We start from the raw sequence: 14,648 nt of genomic DNA on the forward strand, positions 1-14,648 counted from the left end.
CGTAAATTGGTAGCCACTGGAAGCAATCGGATCGCTATAAATAATTTAAATAATAACGGGGAACCTAGCTAAGGATTACCCCGATAGTGTGGTTTTGTGGGTTTATAGAACATACTTGCGAATAACTTCGGCAATACCTGGCTGAGTATTATCCAGCGTCACCAGATCGGCTTGTTCTTTAATCGCATCTTCACTGTTACCCATAGCGACACCGAGTCCGGCGGCTTTCAGCATACTCAGGTCATTAAAGTTATCACCAAAGGCAATAACATCTTTCATCCTCATGCCTTGAGATTCAACCCACTGTTGCAAACGCATACCTTTGCTGTTACCTCTCTTGCTAATATCCACCTGATCGAACCATGACCATTCACACGAAAGACCTGTGTCATTTTCGATTTGTGCAGTTACTTCCCGCAGTTTTATTAAATCAGGAGAGCTGGTGGCAAATTTCCAAATAGACTGTACTTCATCAATAGCATGCTGAAAGCTATTAACATGTCGCATAGTTGGACGTTGGGATTCAGGTAGGGTTTCAGACCATTTTATGGTACGGACAACTGTGTCATACGGTTCTTCATATAACATGGCGTCATCCACATACATTAGACGGTGAATATCTGTGTTTTTTAAGTGGGAGAGAACTTTTATGGCTTCTTGAGATGATAGCGGATCTGAGGCTAATACTTTCTTTTCATGGTAATCATACAGATAAGTACCATTACAGCAGATGGCAGGAGTATCGAGTTGCAAAGCCTGATAAAAAGGGTGGATAGCGACATGATGACGGCCCGTGGCGATCAGCACCTTAATACCAGCTTTACGTGCTTCATTTAGTACAATGAGTGATTCTGGCAGGATATTTTTTTGAGGATCGAGTAGTGTACCATCCAGATCCAGCGCAATGATGCGATATGACATAAATTAGCCTCATAACTATATATAATATAAGGATATTACATTGAAACTGAATAAAGCTACACCAATTGTGCGGTGAGTTTAACCGATAAAACTAATCGAGTCGTTACGGCGCAATAAAATGGTAATAGATAATTAAGGAGTGAAGATGAAACAAGTAGTTTATACGGCGAGTCCAAACAGTTGTCAGATTCATGTTTGGAGCCTGAATAATGAAGGTGAGTTATCACTCATTCAGACAGTTGATGTACCGGGGGAAGTACAACCAATGGTGGTTAGCCCGGATCGTAAACATCTTTATGTTGGCATCCGACCACAATTCAGTATTGTCACTTACCAGATTGGCTCTAGTGGGGAACTGGTACAACAGGGGATTTCATCAATACCGGGTAGCCCGACTCATATCTCTACAGATAAACAAGGTCGTTTTCTATTCTCTGCCTCCTATAGTTATAACAATCTGAGTGTCAGCCTAATTGACGAACAGGGGATTGTGGGTGAACCTGTTCAGGTTATTGAAGGTTTGCAAGCACCGCATTCAGCTAATATTGACTGGGATAATAAACAACTATTGGTTCCTTGTCTGAAAGAAGATCACATCCGTATTTTTGAGATGGCAGAAGAGGGTTATCTGACGGAAAAACGTGCTGAGGAAATCACTACGGCAATGGGGTCGGGTCCTCGTCATATGGTATTTCATCCAAATCGGCAGGTGATTTACTGTATTAATGAGCTGGATTCTACGGTGGATGTTTATCGCAAGTGGGAAAAATACCGGTCTGTTCAGACGATTGATTCATTACCGGCGGATTTAGCCGGTGTTCGTTGGTCTGCGGATATTCATATTACACCGGATGGTCGTCACCTTTATACCAGTGAACGAACTTCAAGTTTGATCAGCCATTTTGTTATTTCACAAGATGGTCTTAATTTGACGCTGGCAGGACACTATAAAACCGAAACTCAGCCGCGTGGTTTTGCTATCGATCACAGTGGAAAATATCTGATTGCATCCGGTCAAAAGTCTGACCATATTTCAGTCTCTTCTATTGATAAATATACCGGTAAATTGACTGAGTTGACGCGTTATCCAGTAGGTAAAGGCCCAATGTGGGTAACGGTGCTGGCCCTGTGAATTTGATAAGATTGTTGGGTGTTAACGGTGATCGTGTGTGCTGGTTACGGTTTAGTCTGGTAGACATTGATGTAAATAACCGGTAGTGACCAGCTCAAGTTTAAGCTAATACAACTCCAAATTTTGCAGTTATTCAACCGGACAGATGCAAAAATGGTTTTCTATGTCTGCCCGGTTGCTCTAAACTCATCGACTAAATTTTCTGGTCATTTATGTTGCAAAATTTCTTGCAAAAGTTTTCTACAAGATTTTTGCATTGAAATTGCCATTTTTGTCGGATTTTACATGCAGAAATAAACTTGCAAACAGTTTTTCACTATGATTTGTTGCGCTTATTTATGGTTAGCCACTCTAACGAAGTTAAGTTCGTTCAACATTTTTTGCATTGGGATACTGATTTTTACTCGCTTCTGGGGTAAATCTTACTAGTGTTCCAGTACTATAGTTTTGAATATTATTTTTCATGTCCTTAGAGTTGGCAAAAAATATAGTTTTATCCTTTTGGCTTTTTATCAGGGCATATCGGGTATCGACTATTTTTACTATTTCTCCTATATGAGTAACATCTAATTTATTTTCATCTCCCCATCCTGTTATTATTGGTAGAGATGATAGCCCCGTAGATAATTGTTTATTTTTCCAAAGAGAATGAATACTGCATAATTCACTCATTTTGATGTTATTTTCAATAATGGATAACAGTTTTAAATTAGATGGATTGATCCACTTGATAACCTTTAAGCACTTCTCATAACTTTCAACAACCTTATTAATTATGTGTTCCATTTGGTATGCATTTTTAGAGCGCCACAAAGGTTCATGATGTGACAACCGATTTCGGATCTTGTTGATTTCTTTTAATTCATTGCCGATACTATTAATAGAAAGAGGGCGCTGAGTTTGTGTATCTAGAGCATATGGAAAAACTAGTCCACGAAGTTCAGGCCATAATGTCAGATATGAATTTCTTTGTATATCGTAACTATTATTTACCATTGATACCCAAAAACCTAGTGTGAGTTTTGCAATATAATTCTCTGGGGTTAATGTTTTCCCATCTTTTTGTAGTTGTCTTGTTGCTGACAAAATGTTCCTATATGCCTCGGCATTATTTTTTTGAGTGAAGACATTAATAAACCAGAGTTTATCAATCTTGTTTTTTTCTACTTGCCATTGTGCTTGGTTAAACGTATTTTCAATTTTTATCTCTTCGTAACGGATATATCCTTGATAAATGGCATTGCGTAGGGAGACTTCGATAATTTGGAGTGCGGGGAAAAAAGCACTGGCAAGTTGTTTATTCCACAGATAGATGCCTAAGCATTCTTCTTTTGTCATTCCACCTAATACAGGAAGCTGATAGGTAGAAAATCTGTAACTCGATAGTGAATCTATAATTGTTGTTATGGTCATAGTTGTTCATTTCCCTGTAGAGTTGTTTAACTATACCTACATTAAGGCTTGCTTTATATTCTATGTAAAGCTGGTGTTGACATTTTTGCCGATTTTCTGGATAATCTTTACCCAGAGGCAACTCTACTTGTGTAAGCACCCGCCCCTACTCATTGCGAAGGTCGGAGTGTGAAGAAATTTTTCAAAAAGGCTCCTAATTGGGAGCCTTTTTTGATCGAACTGAAACTTAGCTTTAATTAACTGCTCAGCAATAAATTCAGAAGAATTTATTTAATAAAGGAAAATTACAAATTTATTGAACCAGAGACAGCCTTTGTCAGGCGTGAAAGTTGCTCTGGTTGAATAATATAAGGCGGCATTAAATAGATCAGCTTGCCAAATGGTCTTATCCAGACACCTTGAGAAACAAAATGGTGTTGTAACACCGCCATATTCACGGGTTGCTTCATCTCCACGACGCCAATTGCACCTAATACCCGAACATCAGCCACTTTTGCATGGTGTTTTAGTGGCATTAACTCACTCTTTAATTGGTTTTCAATTGATTTAATACGTTGTTGCCAAGGGCTTTGTAATAACAAGCTCAAACTGGCTTCTGCCACGGCACAAGATAATGGATTGCCCATAAACGTTGGGCCATGCATAAAACAGCCTGCTTCGCCATTGCTAATCGTTTCAGCTACCTTACGGGTTGTCAGTGTTGCTGATAGTGTCATATAACCACCGGTCAGCGCTTTTCCTACACATAAAATATCTGGCTCAATTTCAGCATGTTCACAAGCAAACAATTTTCCTGTGCGGCCAAAACCGGTGGCAATTTCATCCGCAATTAATAGAATCTGATGCTGATCACAAAGCATTCTGACTTGACGCAAATATTCAGGATGATAAATGCGCATTCCTCCAGCACCCTGTACGATAGGCTCAAGGATCACCGCGGCGATATCACGGGAATGCTGCTCCAGCAAAGTACGAAATGGCATGATATCCCGTTCGTCCCATTGAGAATCAAATTCGCACTGAGGCGATTCGGCAAACAGATGGGGTGGCAGATAGCCTTTGTAGAGATTATGCATTGAATTGTCGGGATCACAGACCGACATAGCGCCGAATGTGTCACCGTGGTAACCGTGCCGTAATGTCAAAATACGCTGACGTTTCTCACCTTTTGCTTGCCAGTATTGCAATGCCATTTTTAACGCCACTTCTACCGCAACGGAACCTGAATCCGCCAGAAAGACACATTCCAGTGAGGGTGGGGAGATTGCTGTTAATTGCCTGCAAAGTGCCACTGCGGGTGGATGAGTAATGCCGCCAAACATGACATGGGACATCTGATCAAGCTGAATTTTAGCGGCTTGGTTCAAAACCGGATGATTATATCCATGAATAGCGGCCCACCAGGAAGACATGCCATCCACCAGCTTACGGCCATCAGACAACTCTAGTTCCACTCCAGAAGCGCCAACGACAGGGTAAACCGGAAGAGGGTTGGTCATGGAGGTATAGGGATGCCAAATATGGCGTAGATCAAATTCAATATCGGAAGCAGTCATAAGGTTTGATGTAAACTAATTTACTTAAAATTGGTTGACAGTATAGCGGCATTATTTAAACTGGCTACACTTTTTTCACACTGGAGATGTTATTGTGATTGAGCGTAAGCAATGGACAATTAAGCAGGCGCAAGAGCTGTTTGATAAACCTTTTTTCGAATTATTATTTCAAGCACAACAGGTTCATCGTATCTACTTTGACCCACAGCAAGTACAGGTTAGTACACTACTTTCCATCAAAACCGGGGCTTGTCCGGAGGATTGTAAATATTGCCCGCAAAGTTCCCGTTACAAAACAGGTCTTGAAAAAGAGCGGTTGATGGAAGTGGAACAGGTGATTGATTCTGCCCGTAAGGCCAAAAATGCCGGTTCAACACGTTTTTGTATGGGTGCCGCGTGGAAAAATCCCCATGAGAGGGATATGCCTTATCTGGAAAAAATGGTTAAGGAAGTCAAAGCACTGGGAATGGAAACCTGCATGACGCTGGGCATGCTCAATGGTTCACAAGCGCAGCGACTGGCGGAGGCAGGATTAGATTATTACAACCACAACCTTGATACCTCCCCAGAATTTTATGGCAACATCATTACCACTCGAACCTATCAGGACAGATTGGATACCCTTGATAAAGTACGTGAAGCAGGAATAAAAGTGTGCTCTGGTGGTATTGTCGGTCTGGGTGAAGCGATCCGTGATCGGGCCGCGTTATTGGTACAACTGGCAAATCTGCCAAAAACGCCGGAGAGTGTACCCATCAACATGTTGGTTAAAGTCAAGGGCACGCCATTGGCTGAAAACGAAGATGTAGACCCTTTCGATTTTATCCGCACGATTGCTGTTGCCAGGATCATGATGCCGTCTTCTCATGTCCGGTTATCCGCAGGTCGTGAACAGATGAATGAGCAGACACAAGCGATGTGTTTTATGGCTGGCGCTAATTCTATTTTCTATGGCTGTAAGTTGCTTACTACACCCAATCCTGCGGAAGATAAAGACTTACAACTGTTTCGCAAGTTGGGTATTAATCCTCAGCAGACTCAGACGGCATTCGGTGATAATCAGCAACAGCAGTATCTGGCAGAAGCCATCATCAATGCAGATAACGAACAATTTTATAACGCGGCATTATAATGGATTGGTCAGCTTATCTTTCCCGGCAATTGTCTGAGCGTCGGGATACTTCTCTATGGCGTCAGCGGCAGGTCAATCAGAAATCGGATGGACGTTTCCTGTATACCGTTGATGACAAATATCTTAATTTTTCCAGTAATGATTACCTTGGATTAAGTGCCAATTCCGCAGTCATTGCTGCATGGCAGCGGGGAGCTGAACAATATGGCGTTGGCAGTGGGGGATCAGGTCATATTGCGGGTTATACAAAAGCCCATCAGCTATTGGAACAGCAATTAGCTGACTGGTTGGATTACCCAAAAGCATTACTGTTTATTTCAGGATATTCTGCGAATCAAGGGGTCATTGCCGCGTTAATGATGAAACAGGATCGAATTATTGCCGATCGTCTGAGTCATGCTTCATTAATGGAAGCGGCAATGCATTCTCCGGCTCAATTACGGCGTTTTCTTCATAATCAACCTGAATCGCTTGCAGATTTATTGGCAAAACCTTGTATTGGCAAGACGCTGGTGGTGACGGAAGGTGTATTTAGTATGGATGGTGACTGTGCACCGTTGGCAGATATTCATCAGCAAACCAAGGCTTCTGGAAACTGGCTAATGGTGGATGATGCTCATGGTATTGGTGTCTGTGGTGAGCAGGGAAGGGGAAGTTGTTGGCAACAGAAAGTCAAACCAGAAATCCTGATTGTTACTTTTGGTAAAGCATTTGGGTTGAGTGGCGCCGCGGTACTTTGTGATGAACAGACGGCAGAATATCTGGTTCAGTATGCCCGTCATCTGATCTACAGCACTTCTATGCCTCCTGCGCAAGCACAGGCGCTTTCGGAAGCTGTTCGGCAGATACAAGCTGGTGATGAATTACGTCAACGATTGCAACAGAATATCAATTACTTTCGTCAGCAGGCGCAGAAATTACCCTTTAATCTGACCGATTCAATCACAGCGATTCAGCCATTGATTGTGAGTGATAATGAACTGAGTATCTCCTTATCCCGGTATTTGCAACAAAAAGGGATTTGGGTTACAGCCATTCGTCCACCAACAGTGCCGCCGGGCAGTGCCAGATTACGTATTACTTTGACGGCCAGCCATACGCTACAGGATATTGATATGTTGATGGAGGTATTGCATGAGTTCCGTAGTTGAATTTGTTAATAAACAGGCGATTGCCGGAGCATTTGGTCGAGCCGCCGCCAACTATGATGTGGTTGCGAAATTACAGCAGCAAGCCGGTGAATTCCTCATGCAACAAGCCGATGGTCATCCTGGTAAGTTAGTCTTGGATGCCGGTTGCGGTACGGGGTTTTTTAGTCACCGCTGGCGGCAACAGGGGAAGCAGGTTATTGCATTGGATTTGGCGTCAGGTATGTTGATTCATGCCCGTAAACAGTTGGCGGCTGACTATTATTTACAAGGGGATATTGAACATTTAGGGCTTGCTGACAGCAGTGTTGATATCTGTTTCAGTAATCTGGTTGTTCAGTGGTGTGAGAATTTATCCAGCGCTTTAAGAGAACTTTATCGGGTAACACGTCCTGGTGGATTGATTCTGTTTTCCACCTTGGCTAAAGGTTCATTACATGAATTGAAACAAGCCTGGAGCGTGGTTGATAACTACCAGCATATTAATCACTTCCTGCCGCAGCAGACGATTAAAGATGCGTGTCGGGGATTCCGGCATTGTCTTATTAGTCATGTTTATCGCCAACAATATTCTCATATATTGCCGCTATTGGGTTCGCTGAAAGGGATTGGCGCGACTCACCTTCATTATGGGCGTCAGCAGGGGCTGATGACGCGTGAACGGCTGATTGCTCTGGAACAGGCGTATCCACGAGAAAATGAACATTTGCCTCTTAGCTATCAAGTTGTCTTTGGAGTGATTTATCGTGACTAAGCGCTGGTTTTTGACAGGTACAGATACCGAAGTGGGTAAAACAGTTGTAAGTTGTTCTTTGCTACAAGCGGCAACTAAAGCAGGATATAAAACAGCAGGTTATAAACCTGTCGCTTCCGGTAGTGAAATAACACCGGCAGGTATTCGTAATTCTGATGCGCTGGCATTGTTGGCAAATAGTTCTGTGCCTTTGCAATATGAAGAAGTGAATCCGTTAGTATTTATTGAAGCAACATCACCCCATATTGCCAGCGATGACCTGAATCAACCTATTGATTTTGCTGTTATGTCTGCGGGATTGCATCAGTTAGAAAAGAAAGCGAACTGGGTTTTAGTTGAGGGCGCTGGTGGTTGGTATACCCCTTTATCGCAATCGGCGACTTTTGCTGACTGGGTGGTTAAAGAGCGATTGCCGGTTATTTTGACCGTGGGGGTAAAACTGGGCTGTATTAATCACGCGATACTTACCATGAAGGCGATTATAGGTTCAGGGTTGCATTTTGCAGGTTGGATAGCTAATGAGGTTGAACCCGCAGGCAAACGCCAACAAGAATATTTGGCGACATTAGAGCGTATGTTACCCGCTCCTTTATTGGGTAAGATTCCTCATTTAACCCAAGGATATTTTGATCGTTTAGGGGAATATATAGATTTAAACTTACTGGTTAATTGAATTATTAATCTGCAAATTTAATTTGGTAGAATTTTATTTTAATGTCACGATAAATGATTATACTATCCATATCTATATTTTTGTTAATGAATATATGGGTTTTACTGCCAGTTATGTATAACAATTTATTTTAGGACAATATGCCGGAATGGTGTTCCGGCATAAAAATGATATTTTTCAATAGTTTTTCTATATTCTGACAAAGGCGGATATCCATTCATACTTCGGCAAGTTTTTTATTCACAGGAGCATCTGTTGGGCGGTTTATATAATTCCTGAATATCTTTCTTACCAGGTAAATAGGTCCTACACCCAGGATAGAATAAGCCACTTTAATGAGGAACTGGGCGATAATCATTTCTTTTATGATATCTATACCGAGAACACCATAGAAAGCAATGGAACAGAATATTATACTGTCGAATGCTGAGGCGATAACAGTACTGGTTATTACTCGCAGGAAAAGATACTTTGAATTGGTGAGAGATTTTATTTTGCAAAGAAGATACGAATTTATATTCTCAGAGATAAAATAAGCAAGAGATGATGCCAATAATACAGATACAATACTATTGACTATTCCATTATAAGTTGCACCAAACTCCCATCCAGGAACACCCGGCATCAGTGCGGTTCCCCAAAGCCCGAGAACAAATAATAGGTTTGCTGCGAAAGAGATAATAATCGTTCTTCTTGCCAGACGTAATCCATAGAATTCGTTCAGAATATCGACCAGCAAGAAGGTAATAGGGTAAATAAAAACGCCAGGAGGCGTGACGATATTAAGGATCGGGATATGAATGGGCTTCACGCCACATATGGTGGAGAAAATATAGATAACACTGAGTGCGATGCTAATGAGCAAATAGGCTTGCCATGAACGCTCATGACGATCCCCAAGTTCATAAGCTGTTACGATATTACTGTGGCTGTATAATTTCCTGTATATCGTACTGAGTTCATGCCTGCTCAGGTCTTCTGAGATATCACTGTCGGCTAGTTCTTTTAACCCCATAGTAATGGTCTTGCCTGTCGCTAGTACCATGACGTTTGCCGATAATTTACCGTATCTTGTGAATCCCAGTAATTTAAACTTCTGATTTGCGGTCATTTATAGTCTTTCTCCTACGATATAGCCTAAGAAATGAGCATTTTTGTAGGGTTTCCTATCGAGGTAATCATCATTTCTCTCTTGCCGGATAAAGAACCCAATTCCCTTAGCGTAATACAATAATGGCGTATTGGTGACTAATGCGGGGGGACGTTTTATCAGGATCACCTCGCCGGGAATGAATGTATCCTCTATTGCCGATTCAACTTTAAGAGCCAGCATGTTTGATTCATCACCAAAAAAATAGGTAAGCGGATATTCGGTAACAAGCTGACCGATTTTTTTCTCAGAAATGGCTAAAAATTCAGATTGTGGAATGATAGGGATAGCCGAAGGATTTTTATTGCCTTCGGTTGAAAGTGTTTCGTTGAGGCGTTCTAATTGTTCAAGGTCATAATATTCTATTTCTTCACAGGAAACACCGAAAAAATCGGAGATTCGAAGAATAGTAGATTGTTGAACGTTATTGACTTGTCCTTCCAGGATTTTATAAATGGTGGTGCGGGTTAATCCTGTTCGATTGGAAAAAGAACTCTTGGTTTCTCCACGGGTACGTATCAAATATTCTATATTTTTAATGATATTTGTTTTTCGCTGTGCATTAGACGTTTTCATGAGAATCCTTTATATAAAGATAACAGCTATTACTATATATTACTTGATGATATTGTCCAGTGTGAAAAAACCACTCATTGTGATAATTTATTGATTTTACTTTTAATATCTTAATTTTCTGATGATCTATATTAGCACATCCTATATCAGAAAATGCTCATGGATTTACATTTATATTCTAAAAATGAAAGTTAAATCATGTAATTAAGTAAAAATCATTATAAAGTTTACACAAAACTGAACTTTATGTTTATTTTTGTGTTGACTTTATGGATTTTATTATAATAATGTTAAGTTGTGTTGATGTGTTTTTGGGTCATCAGATAGCATCAAACAAAATATTATTCTTATTATAAATCTCTCGGGGAAAGAGCTACTTTATCCTTCGAGTTTAGAAGTGGGTTATTTCTTTTAGCACTAGGGAATATCAAGAAAACAGAGGAAGTGAAATAAACATTAGGACTGAAATTAGTAAATTAATAAAATGATAACACGGTTAAAACACCAGGAAATGGCAGTATAAAGATGCTTTGGAACAGCAATCGATTGAAATTGTGAATGATAGATACAGAGTAGTTTTTCGATCGGAGATAGCCAACAGAATATTGGACGTTTTACGAGGGCAATGTCGATTTGATATTTGTGTATCTATCATTTTTTTACGTGTTCACGATGGGGCTCATTTTGTAAAATAGGAGATATACTGATGTAAATTCATTAATTTATCAATAACATACATTAATATCCTAATTAAAAAACGGATTTTGTTCATGCCAATTAAGCCAATTATTGTTTTTGGTAAATATTTATCGGCATTGTCTATAGGTAATTGTTTATAGGTATTATCTGTTGGCATTGTTTATTGACAGCATTGTTTATTGACAGCATTGTTTATTGACATAGTAAAAATAGTCAAAAACGCTGTTGATGATATTGAATCTGCTATTGCTAAAAGCGCAGGAAGCAGAGAATCCTATTTCTGCTTAGGTAAAACCCAACTCTCCTCTTGAGTAACAGATTTCATGCAGGAAACTGTTCACTGGTTATCTCTTATTGAATAAAAATTCCAATCTAATATCAATATTGTTTTCTGCTGTTAGGATCGTAAAAAACAGTTTTTTGCATGCATGATACAGAAAAATATGATAACTATCTACCTTTAATGCTAGTAATATTGAACGAATATAATTTATTGATATTTAATTTCCGTGAGAAAATTCTTACTTTTACAGCAAATTTATTCATTTTTTTTTGCAATGAGTCGCTGAGATATAGGTTAAAAAAAGAGTAAAAATTTTTATCGATAGAGGATACCTATTTTGTGGCATGATGTTGCAACCTCGTACAGTTAATGGGGTTTGTTGAGTTATCCACTATTCCTGTGGATAACCTTGTGTATTAGACTTAGAAAAGTGACGCAACGCAAGAAAATACGCGGCTTGAGTCAAGGTTGATGTTATTCTCGTCTTTGTTTTAATCCTTTTAAATATCAATAAGATAACCAAAATCAAGCCCTGCCGGACCTGTGATGATGCCCCATGTTGTCACCTTTCAGCCGATCATATAGAAAATGGAAAAATCAAGATAATTTTGGGGATAAAATGGCATTTATTTTGATATAAACGGATGTTTAATTGATAGGAAAATGACCTATTTGAGCCCGTTTTTATAAAACCAACTTGAAGCTGGTTTTTTATCCAGTATTATAGGTGAGTTAATGTTAGGAAAGTGAGATACCGATGAATAAGGCGTTCAAATTACATTCTGACTTCCAACCGGCTGGTGATCAACCTGAGGCTATCTGTCAATTACAGGAAGGCTTAGAAGACGGGTTGGCCCACCAGACTTTGCTAGGGGTTACGGGGTCGGGTAAGACATTTACTATCGCTAATGTGATAGCTAATTTAAACCGACCAACGATGGTACTTGCTCCGAACAAGACGCTGGCGGCTCAACTTTACAGTGAAATGAAGGACTTCTTTCCAGAAAATGCCGTAGAGTACTTTGTTTCTTATTACGATTATTACCAGCCTGAAGCCTATGTGCCAAGCTCCGATACTTTTATTGAAAAAGATGCTTCGGTAAACGAGCACATTGAGCAAATGCGTTTGTCTGCGACCAAGGCTTTGCTGGAGCGGCGAGATGTGATTGTTGTTGCGTCTGTCTCGGCTATTTATGGTTTGGGTGATCCCGATAGTTACCTAAAAATGATGCTCCACCTGACTAACGGTATGATTATCGATCAACGTTCCATTCTGCGGCGTTTGGCTGAATTGCAATATACCCGTAATGATCAGGCATTTCAGCGAGGGACATTTAGGGTACGCGGTGAAGTGATTGATATCTTTCCGGCTGAATCTGATGAGCACGCTCTGCGCGTTGAGTTATTTGATGATGAAGTAGAGCGGTTATCGCTGTTTGATCCGCTAACAGGACAGGTTCAATATCATGTTCCACGGTACACCGTTTATCCAAAAACTCACTACGTTACTCCGCGTGAACGTATTGTTCAGGCAATGGAAGCGATTAAAGTTGAGCTTGAGCAGCGGCGTCAGGTATTGCTGGCGAACGGTAAGCTGCTGGAAGAGCAACGTATTACGCAGCGTACTCAATTTGATTTGGAAATGATGAATGAATTGGGTTATTGCTCCGGCATTGAAAACTACTCCCGTTATCTCTCTGGTCGTGCTGAAGGAGAGCCGCCGCCGACACTGTTTGATTATCTCCCGGCTGATGGTTTGCTGGTAGTGGATGAATCGCACGTTACCATCCCGCAAATTGGTGGGATGTACCGAGGGGATCGCTCCCGCAAAGAGACGCTGGTGGAATATGGTTTCCGTATGCCTTCCGCGCTGGATAATCGCCCACTTCGGTTTGAAGAATTTGAGGCGCTGGCTCCACAGACAATTTATATTTCGGCTACGCCGGGCAAATATGAATTGGAAAAATCCGGTGGTGATGTAGTGGAACAGGTAGTGCGTCCTACTGGTTTGCTTGATCCTGAGGTAGAGGTGCGCCCTGTCGCAACACAGGTTGATGACTTACTGTCTGAAATTCGCATTCGGGCGGTGAAAAATGAACGGGTGTTGGTCACTACATTGACTAAGCGAATGGCGGAGGATTTAACCGAGTATTTGGAAGAACACGGTGAACGGGTTCGTTATTTGCACTCGGATATCGACACTGTTGAACGTGTGGAAATTATTCGGGATCTTCGTTTAGGTGAGTTTGATGTATTAGTGGGGATTAACTTGCTGAGGGAAGGGCTGGATATGCCAGAAGTTTCTCTGGTGGCCATTTTGGATGCGGATAAAGAAGGTTTCCTGCGATCTGAACGTTCATTAATTCAGACGATTGGGCGTGCTGCCCGTAACTTACATGGTAAAGCGATTCTTTATGGCGATAAGATAACTGATTCAATGGCGAAAGCGATTGGTGAAACGGAACGCCGGCGTGCTAAACAGCAGATATTTAATGAAAAACACGGCATTATTCCAAAAGGTCTGAATAAGAAGATTGGCGATATTCTGCAAATTGGACAGCCAACTGGAGGTAAAGGGAAGGGAAGAGGTAAAGCTGTTGCCACAACGGAAACCCTCAGCAAACTGTCTGCCAAAGAGTTGGAAAGTAAAATCCGCGAGCTGGAAGCGAAGATGTACCAGCATGCGCAGGATCTTGAATTTGAACAGGCGGCGAGTGTTCGGGATCAGGTTCAGGCATTGCGTGAGCAATTTATTGCCAATTCTTAACAATTGCCCCGTAAATCCTGGCCCAATGCGAGGATGTCGCAAAAGGCCAGCATTGAAAATAAACCCGCAGAGATTTATTGCCTGTTATTGGGAGTGACAACCCATGACAGGCTAAATTTTTCGATTGAAAAAGGAGCTATTGAGCGATTTATTAATCAAAGAATTCAATATGAAAAATCGGCATTGATAGCGATTAATTAGCCATTTTGCGTGACATTAATCACATTTTCTTCATGTTCATCTGATAAATATCGTGATCTTGTGGTCATATATTTAGAGAGCGAAATTCTCTGTTATCTGTCTCCACTCCATCCTACTCAGTTGGAAGCGGTCTGTTGTTCTCTCTAACGCCACGTATTAGATGATGGCTATTTTACGCTGTCATTTTTTTACCGCGGAACAGACCGGCGCTATTTAAAAGAGCCGCATGTAATGACTCGCTTA

11 protein-coding genes are annotated in these 14,648 nt (G+C 40.9%); 6 read left to right on the forward strand and 5 right to left on the reverse strand.

From position 1 onward, the window contains the following. Positions 1-102: 102 nt before the first annotated feature. Complete coding sequence (locus BA1DRAFT_RS15130) at positions 103-921, reverse strand: pyridoxal phosphatase (protein WP_036780688.1); 819 nt, start codon at positions 919-921, stop codon at positions 103-105. A gap of 145 nt (positions 922-1,066) precedes the next feature. Here BA1DRAFT_RS15130 and pgl point away from each other — a divergent pair, with 145 nt between their 5' ends. Beyond that, entirely contained in the window at positions 1,067-2,053 is a 987-nt protein-coding gene (pgl, locus tag BA1DRAFT_RS15135) for a 6-phosphogluconolactonase (RefSeq protein ID WP_036780690.1), read from the forward strand. Positions 2,054-2,413: 360 nt separating this feature from the next. On the opposite strand, the gene BA1DRAFT_RS15140 is transcribed toward pgl, so the two are convergent. Next, complete coding sequence (locus BA1DRAFT_RS15140; RefSeq protein ID WP_036780692.1) at positions 2,414-3,466, reverse strand: Abi family protein; 1,053 nt, start codon at positions 3,464-3,466, stop codon at positions 2,414-2,416. A 284-nt stretch (positions 3,467-3,750) separates the two neighbouring features. Next, positions 3,751-5,022, reverse strand: a complete 1,272-nt coding sequence (bioA, locus tag BA1DRAFT_RS15145; protein WP_036780694.1) for an adenosylmethionine--8-amino-7-oxononanoate transaminase — start codon at positions 5,020-5,022, stop codon at positions 3,751-3,753. 94 nt (positions 5,023-5,116) lie between these two features. On the opposite strand from bioA, the gene bioB reads away from it, so the two are divergent. Genes bioB through bioD form a run of 4 tightly spaced genes read left to right on the forward strand, consistent with a single transcriptional unit; the run spans position 5,117 to position 8,729 of the window. Next, positions 5,117-6,154 (forward strand): biotin synthase BioB, encoded by a 1,038-nt coding sequence (bioB, locus tag BA1DRAFT_RS15150; RefSeq protein WP_036780696.1) that lies wholly within the window; start codon positions 5,117-5,119, stop codon positions 6,152-6,154. Beyond that, entirely contained in the window at positions 6,154-7,305 is a 1,152-nt protein-coding gene (gene bioF / locus BA1DRAFT_RS15155) for an 8-amino-7-oxononanoate synthase (RefSeq protein ID WP_036780698.1), read from the forward strand. Before bioB ends, bioF begins: the two co-directional genes overlap by 1 nt. Then, on the forward strand, positions 7,289-8,056 hold the full coding sequence (gene bioC, locus BA1DRAFT_RS15160) for a malonyl-ACP O-methyltransferase BioC (protein ID WP_036780700.1): 768 nt from the start codon (positions 7,289-7,291) through the stop codon (positions 8,054-8,056). Before bioF ends, bioC begins: the two co-directional genes overlap by 17 nt. Next, the gene (gene bioD / locus BA1DRAFT_RS15165; protein ID WP_036780703.1) at positions 8,049-8,729 is read left to right on the forward strand and encodes a dethiobiotin synthase; all 681 of its coding nucleotides are present in this window, start codon (positions 8,049-8,051) and stop codon (positions 8,727-8,729) included. The genes bioC and bioD overlap by 8 nt, the downstream gene beginning before the upstream one ends. A gap of 217 nt (positions 8,730-8,946) precedes the next feature. On the opposite strand, the gene BA1DRAFT_RS15170 is transcribed toward bioD, so the two are convergent. Continuing rightward, complete coding sequence (locus tag BA1DRAFT_RS15170; RefSeq protein ID WP_036780706.1) at positions 8,947-9,840, reverse strand: queuosine precursor transporter; 894 nt, start codon at positions 9,838-9,840, stop codon at positions 8,947-8,949. Beyond that, on the reverse strand, positions 9,841-10,455 hold the full coding sequence (locus BA1DRAFT_RS15175; protein WP_036780707.1) for a helix-turn-helix domain-containing protein: 615 nt from the start codon (positions 10,453-10,455) through the stop codon (positions 9,841-9,843). Positions 10,456-12,194: 1,739 nt separating this feature from the next. On the opposite strand from BA1DRAFT_RS15175, the gene uvrB reads away from it, so the two are divergent. Next, the gene (uvrB, locus tag BA1DRAFT_RS15180; protein WP_036780708.1) at positions 12,195-14,204 is read left to right on the forward strand and encodes an excinuclease ABC subunit UvrB; all 2,010 of its coding nucleotides are present in this window, start codon (positions 12,195-12,197) and stop codon (positions 14,202-14,204) included. Positions 14,205-14,648: the final 444 nt, after the last annotated feature.

It is taken from the genome of Photorhabdus aegyptia (genome assembly GCF_000612035.1).
GTDB classification, from domain to species: domain Bacteria; phylum Pseudomonadota; class Gammaproteobacteria; order Enterobacterales; family Enterobacteriaceae; genus Photorhabdus; species Photorhabdus akhurstii.

Bases quoted from the DNA above. Each gene is read 5' to 3' on its own strand.
- BA1DRAFT_RS15130 (WP_036780688.1), bottom strand. From the start codon at position 921: ATGTCATATCGCATCATTGCGCTGGATCTGGATGGTACACTACTCGAT.
- pgl (WP_036780690.1), top strand. From the start codon at position 1,067: ATGAAACAAGTAGTTTATACGGCGAGTCCAAACAGTTGTCAGATTCAT.
- BA1DRAFT_RS15140 (WP_036780692.1), bottom strand. From the start codon at position 3,466: ATGACCATAACAACAATTATAGATTCACTATCGAGTTACAGATTTTCT.
- bioA (WP_036780694.1), bottom strand. From the start codon at position 5,022: ATGACTGCTTCCGATATTGAATTTGATCTACGCCATATTTGGCATCCC.
- bioF (WP_036780698.1), top strand. From the start codon at position 6,154: ATGGATTGGTCAGCTTATCTTTCCCGGCAATTGTCTGAGCGTCGGGAT.
- bioC (WP_036780700.1), top strand. From the start codon at position 7,289: ATGAGTTCCGTAGTTGAATTTGTTAATAAACAGGCGATTGCCGGAGCA.
- BA1DRAFT_RS15170 (WP_036780706.1), bottom strand. From the start codon at position 9,840: ATGACCGCAAATCAGAAGTTTAAATTACTGGGATTCACAAGATACGGT.
- BA1DRAFT_RS15175 (WP_036780707.1), bottom strand. From the start codon at position 10,455: ATGAAAACGTCTAATGCACAGCGAAAAACAAATATCATTAAAAATATA.
- uvrB (WP_036780708.1), top strand. From the start codon at position 12,195: ATGAATAAGGCGTTCAAATTACATTCTGACTTCCAACCGGCTGGTGAT.